Annotated in this window: 6 protein-coding genes; 3 read left to right on the top strand and 3 right to left on the bottom strand. The window is 35.5% G+C overall.

Annotation, left to right across the window (positions count from 1 at the left end):
- Positions 1-199: 199 nt before the first annotated feature.
- Positions 200-1,510, bottom strand: a complete 1,311-nt coding sequence (locus tag V6255_RS16415) for a hypothetical protein (protein ID WP_341629122.1) — start codon at positions 1,508-1,510, stop codon at positions 200-202.
- Positions 1,501-2,217 (bottom strand): DNA polymerase III subunit epsilon, encoded by a 717-nt coding sequence (dnaQ, locus tag V6255_RS16410; protein WP_341629121.1) that lies wholly within the window; start codon positions 2,215-2,217, stop codon positions 1,501-1,503. The genes V6255_RS16415 and dnaQ overlap by 10 nt, the downstream gene beginning before the upstream one ends.
- A 93-nt stretch (positions 2,218-2,310) precedes the next feature.
- Here dnaQ and rnhA point away from each other — a divergent pair, with 93 nt between their 5' ends.
- A complete protein-coding gene (gene rnhA, locus V6255_RS16405) occupies positions 2,311-2,772 on the top strand; it encodes a ribonuclease HI (RefSeq protein WP_160060362.1) in 462 nt (153 codons plus the stop codon).
- Positions 2,773-2,810: 38 nt separating this feature from the next.
- Here rnhA and V6255_RS16400 read toward each other — a convergent pair whose 3' ends face one another.
- A complete protein-coding gene (locus V6255_RS16400) occupies positions 2,811-3,545 on the bottom strand; it encodes a class I SAM-dependent methyltransferase (protein ID WP_341629120.1) in 735 nt (244 codons plus the stop codon).
- 37 nt (positions 3,546-3,582) lie between these two features.
- Between V6255_RS16400 and gloB the strand changes: the two genes are divergently transcribed.
- A complete protein-coding gene (gene gloB, locus V6255_RS16395) occupies positions 3,583-4,350 on the top strand; it encodes a hydroxyacylglutathione hydrolase (RefSeq protein ID WP_341629119.1) in 768 nt (255 codons plus the stop codon).
- Between the two features lie 55 nt (positions 4,351-4,405).
- On the top strand, positions 4,406-6,010 hold the full coding sequence (locus V6255_RS16390; RefSeq protein ID WP_341629118.1) for a LysM peptidoglycan-binding domain-containing protein: 1,605 nt from the start codon (positions 4,406-4,408) through the stop codon (positions 6,008-6,010).
- Positions 6,011-6,044: the final 34 nt, after the last annotated feature.

Genomic DNA, 6,044 nt, shown 5'->3' with positions numbered 1-6,044 from the left:
ACCCGCGACCCCCGGCGTGACAGGCCGGTATTCTAACCAACTGAACTACCACTCCAGCAAAATCAACGTTACATAATATGCAACTTCGTTGAGGCGCAGATAATACGGAGTTGCAGGTACTGAGTCAATAACGAAAAACAAAAAAAACACAATATTTACAAGCTAAGGCGTCTGACTGCTCATTTTATGCTCATAGCGTTTATTTTTTAGCATTATTTTCATCTATTTCTAATGGCTTTAGATGTTCAGTAGATAAATCGTCTAATGATAGTTCGCCATTTTCTAGTAATTTCTTTCGTTTTCTTTTGAGAATAAATAAAACGACAAAGATACTAATGATAATGATGACGATTAAAATTAAAACGAAAATCCATAAGTACTGAAATGTTTGTGCTATTTCGGTTTCTTCTGATTCAATAGTTTTTGATTCTAAGTCCGTTATAGTTGGTTCTGCTGCTGAGGTTACTATTGTGCTTTCAATCACCTGCGCTGCTGCTCTCGCTACTTCAAATTTATATTCTGGTAATTGAAAGCTTAGCTCACGCCCGTCTATTGTTGTTGCAAATACTTCGCCTGAGTAGGTGTAATTTTTATAGGGCAGTTTTACTTTAATGGTTGTTGTATCATTTTCCAATATTTGATCGGCAAGGTGCACAATTAATTGTTTAGTATCACTTTCATTATTTCCAGCAATTAAACTATCAATAATCACTGAATTTGGATCTATTTCTAATGGGTCAATAACAAAAGTAAGCTCTACGCCACCCTGATTATTACTAAGTTGTTCTATTTTATAACTAAGCGGTTGAGGAAAAACAACCATATCTGCATTAAAAGTACGTATAAAAATATTATTCTTGGTTTTAATATTAACTAAATAGCGCCCTGGCGTTAAATCCATAAACAAGCGAGTACTGAGCTTGCCATCGAAAGGTAATGAATCATAAGATTGCCCATCATCTTTATAAAGTGCGATGGATTTTTGAGTGTCATTCGATAACTTATCACTGTTAATTAGTGAAACGGTTAATTGCGCGTTATTTAATAAATCTTTATCAGTCATTACCTGACCGTCATTTATTAAAGAAATATAAGAGGTAAGATATTCCTTGTTATAAACTTTAAGTGGCAGTTTTTCTACTTTTAAAGTGGTTGGGTTTAATAACTGAATTCGGTTCTCACCATTTAATGTGGCGATTGCTTGCCATGGCCCCGGCATAGGGTTCTGTATTGTAATGATGTCTTGGTTTCTATTGTTAAACCATGCCACTGTTTCTGGTGGGTGGCGTTGTGCATACCACTTACTACCATCGGGTTTAACAAGCACGATTTTTTGTGCATGAGATGGATGATTTAATATAATCGTGACTTGTTGAGTATTAGGATCAATTCTAAAGCGATTATCAAGTAAAGGGATATCATTCGGTGCATAAATGGTATGTGCCATTGTACTCATCGTTGTGAGGATGAGTAATGTAAATGCTATCCACTTTTTACTGATTATCGCCATAAACAACTCCCTGATTTTTTTACTAAATCTAAACGTGATTCATGCTCTGTTAACTCTTCTTGGCTAGCATGAATGATTGATAAAGGTGATAAATTTTGACGTAAGCGTCGACCTGTATTATTTTTACTTGATTCATTATTAGCTAAATTTAAGTCCTTTTGGCCACCGGACATCAGTAAATAAACATCTGCCAGAATTTCCGCATCTAATAAGGCGCCATGTAATACTCGGTGCTTAGTATCAATACCGTAACGGTCACATAAAATATCAAGATTGTTCCGTTTACCGGGGAACATTCTCTTAGCCATTGCTAATGTATCGGTCACTGTCGCAATTTCTTCAGTGGGTTGCGTCTTTTTATTTAAAAAACGGAACTCTTGATCCATGAAACCAACATCAAAGGGCGCATTATGAATGACTAAATCGGCACCTTTAATAAAATCAATGAACTCATCGGCTATTTCTGCAAAGCGAGGTTTATCGTATAGAAACTCATCTGTAATACCATGAACCGCCATTGCCTCAGGATCAATCAACATATCCGGTTGAATATACACATGGTAATGACGACCAGTTAAACGACGATTAATGACTTCAACACAACCTATTTCAATAATGCGATGTCCTACATAAATGAGCCCATCTTTATTCATACCTGTTGTTTCAGTATCTAATACAACTTGTCGGGTGAGTTTACTTGTGTTCATTGATATCTCTATTTATAGTTGTTGCGTATTTTAGCTGCTTAAGCTGCAGAATTTTCTGCTGACTAGTCTAACAAAATTTATGTGATGATATTAATGAAAAAAATTCAACTTTATACAGACGGTTCATGTCTTGGTAATCCAGGGCCAGGTGGTTATGGCGCTATTTTAGTGTTTAACGAGCATCGTCGTGAATTGTCAGAAGGTTACGAAAGAACCACTAATAATAGAATGGAAATGTTAGCCTGTGTAAAAGGCTTAGAGAGTTTAACTGAAGTTTGTGAGGTTGATGTTACCACTGATAGCCAATATGTTCGCCAAGGCATCACACAATGGATACATAATTGGAAAAAACGTGGTTGGAAGACAGCGGCTAAAGCACCAGTGAAGAATGTCGATTTATGGAAAGCGCTAGATGCTGCACAAGAGAAACATACTGTAAGATGGCATTGGGTTAAAGGGCATTCAGGTCACCCTGAAAATGAACGTTGTGATGACTTAGCTCGTGAAGCTGCAGAAGCAAATCCGACTCAACCTGATGAAGGTTTTGATGGTTAAGCATTCAAAAAATGAACTAAGGTTGCCTCGTTATTAAGTTAATTTAGCTTTTTTGAATGAGATTGTTTTGTGGCTACGGGCTGATTATTAATAATAGTTCTTCTGAATTCAAAACTAGACTTAACAGGTGTCATAGGAGTCGTACGTTTTTTTGCTACGATAAAATAAACACTACAGAAAAAAGATAAATAGCGTTGTCCGGTATTTTCTATCAACGATAATAATGGGCCTTCAGGCTGCGCTGAAATATAGTCAAAGTGTTGTTTATTTTTTATTTCGAACCCTAATAAATGTAACCAATCAATGACCCGGTTGGGTGAGAATAAGCGTGCAGTTTGAGTGTTTTTAGGCGTTAATAATGAACGTAACCCAAAGAAGCTATAAGGGTTGTAGCCGCTGATCACTAACGTACCATCTAATGTTAATATGCGATCTATTTCTCGTAATAGCTGATGAGGATCACTCGAAAAGTCGAGTTCATGTACCAAAATACACAAATCGATAGTAGAGTCTTGAAAAGGTAAGTCATGTAAATTACTTTTCAAACCGATGTCGGTACCGTCTTCTGCACAATTTATTTGATGGCGAATAGGGCATTTATCGGTTTTTAATTGTGTACTTAAATGTCCTAACTTTAATAGATGGTAGCCGAAACAATGTGATATTGCGTTATTAACAAGTTGTTGAGTCTGTGCTTGTAAATGTTCACCATTACTTAATTGTAACCAATCAGTAATCGGAGTTAAGATGCGTGATGTTTTTGCTATTTTCATATGCCTCCACCCCAAACTTTAAAAGTTGAGAAAAATTATGTTTAGTGTTTTAACCATTCCAGCCTTTGATGATAACTATATTTGGCTTATTAAAGATAGTCAAAGCAAGCGTTGTGTTGTAGTTGATCCTGGTGACGCAACGCCTGTCCTTGAAATATTAGAATCACAACAACTAACTATTGAAGCGATTATTATTACTCATCATCATCAAGATCATACCGGTGGCGTAAAAGCATTAGTCTTAGATAACCCACAAATTAAAGTTTTCAGTAAAAATCCTCTTTTCGAAAATGTTTATTTAGTTGATGAAGGAGATGAAGTCTCCTTTTTTGATAACAAGTTAACATTCAAAATTTGGCAGGTAGCAGGCCATACACTTGACCATATTGTATATTTCAATGAGGAAATGTTATTTTGTGGAGATACTTTATTTTCAGCAGGGTGCGGACGAGTTTTTGAAGGAACTCATCAACAAATGTATGATGCGTTAACGCGTTTAGCAACATTAGATGAAAACATTAACGTCTACTGTGCGCATGAATATACACAAAATAATCTTATTTTTGCTTTACATGTTGACCCTCACAACAATGATCTACTGGCTTATATTAAACAAGTCAGCAAGTTGCGTCAGCAAGGGTTACCAAGTATCCCTACTACTATTAAATGTCAGAAGTTAGTGAATCCTTTTCTCAGGTTTAATGACGAGTCATTGCTTAATAACTTGCAAAATATCCTAGCAAAAAAAATTACGTCGGGATTACAATGCTTTAAAGAACTTCGTCTTTATAAAGATCATTTTTGATTGCAGAGGCAAAAAAACATAGAATACGCACTTTAATTTTGCAAATGGTCAAACTATGAAACTTTTTTTGCCTTTATTTTTAATTGTATTATTGAGTGCTTGTCAAAGTACTACTTCACAAGCACCCGAATTCATTGAAGTTTCAAATGAAGTGACTCTTAATAAAAAAGCAGTTAATCATGCTAATGGCGAAGGAGTCACTAATCTAGTTAAAGATAAAAATAATCAACAACTTGGTCCCGTAGTTGACAAATACTATGACAATCTGTGGTTAAAGTTGGCTGAAGGTTTTAACTTTGAAGTACCTGATAACTCTCGTATAGCAGTACAACGGGATTATTACTTAAATCATCCTGCTTATTTAGAAAGAGTATCAAAACGCGCAGAACCTTTTTTGTGGTTGATTGTAGATCAAATAGAAGCTAATGATTTACCACTTGAATTAGCATTATTGCCTATTGTAGAAAGTACTTTTGACCCTTTTGCCTATTCTCATGCTGGTGCATCTGGTTTATGGCAGTTTATGCCTATGTCAGGGCTTCGTTTTGGCTTAAATCAAGACTGGTGGTACGACGGTAGAAGAGACGTTTATGCCTCAACCCGTGGCGCACTTAAATATATGCAAGTCTTGCATCGTTATTTAGGAGAGGATTGGTTGTATGCTTTTGCTGCATATAACTCAGGAGAAGGCAGAGTAGAACGAGCGATTAAAAAAAATAAAAAAGAAGGTAAAGCCGTTGATTATTGGAGCCTATCATTACCCAAAGAAACTCAAAACTACGTACCTAAATTCTTAGCTCTTATCGATATTCTGCGTAATCATGAAAAATATGATATCGAATTACCACATATACCAAACCAAAAAGCCTTAACTTATGTCGATATCGGTTCTCAAATAGATCTTGCTTATGCAGCGGAACTTGCTGATCTAAGCCTCTCTGATCTTCAGTTATTAAATCCTGCTTTTAATCATTGGGCCACTTCACCTAATGGTCCTCATAAGCTTTTACTACCGACTACGATTGCTGGAGAGTTTACTAATAAACTTGCTAAGATTGATAAAAATAAGCGTGTTCGTTGGGATCGTTATTTAGTTAAAGCAGGGGACAGTTTGAGTGTGATAGCAAAAAATAAGCAAACCACAACTCAAGTGTTAAAACAGATAAATGATTTAGATAGCTCATTTATTAAAATTGGGCAGCCCCTTTTAATCCCTATAGCAAGTAAAGCTCAGCAACTAGAATTGTCTCTACAAGCCAAAAAGTTTGAACTCGAAACTGCTAAAAGTAGCAAAGCTAATGAAAAGGTTATCCATAAAATTGTTGAAGGGGATACGCTTTGGGATATTAGTCGAGATTATAAAGTAACGTCTAAACAAATTGCTAAATGGAATGGTTTTCAACCTCAAAAAATGTTGCGTTTAGGACAAGAATTGATTATTTGGAAGCCTAGTTCTAAGCTTGCTATTGTGGATACAAATAAAATTACACGTAACGTAACTTACCACGTTCGATCCGGTGATTCGCTTGGAGAAATTGCACAGAAATTTAATGTTAAAACAGCAGATCTAATTCGTTGGAATAATATTAAAAACAGTAAATATATTAAACCAGGACAGAAACTGAAAGTATTAGTTGATGTTAAGAATACTAGCACATAGTTTTTGTTATTTAGTACCTTGTTCAATTATAAAT

The organism is Psychromonas arctica (assembly GCF_038155225.1).
Lineage (GTDB): Bacteria > Pseudomonadota > Gammaproteobacteria > Enterobacterales > Psychromonadaceae > Psychromonas > Psychromonas arctica_B.
The sequence above is the reverse complement of the archived record's forward strand: the minus strand, read 5'-3'. Positions and strand labels throughout refer to the sequence as shown.

Bases quoted from the DNA above. Each gene is read 5' to 3' on its own strand.
- rnhA (WP_160060362.1), top strand. From the start codon at position 2,311: ATGAAAAAAATTCAACTTTATACAGACGGTTCATGTCTTGGTAATCCA.
- V6255_RS16415 (WP_341629122.1), bottom strand. From the start codon at position 1,510: ATGGCGATAATCAGTAAAAAGTGGATAGCATTTACATTACTCATCCTC.
- dnaQ (WP_341629121.1), bottom strand. From the start codon at position 2,217: ATGAACACAAGTAAACTCACCCGACAAGTTGTATTAGATACTGAAACA.
- V6255_RS16390 (WP_341629118.1), top strand. From the start codon at position 4,406: ATGAAACTTTTTTTGCCTTTATTTTTAATTGTATTATTGAGTGCTTGT.
- V6255_RS16400 (WP_341629120.1), bottom strand. From the start codon at position 3,545: ATGAAAATAGCAAAAACATCACGCATCTTAACTCCGATTACTGATTGG.
- gloB (WP_341629119.1), top strand. From the start codon at position 3,583: ATGTTTAGTGTTTTAACCATTCCAGCCTTTGATGATAACTATATTTGG.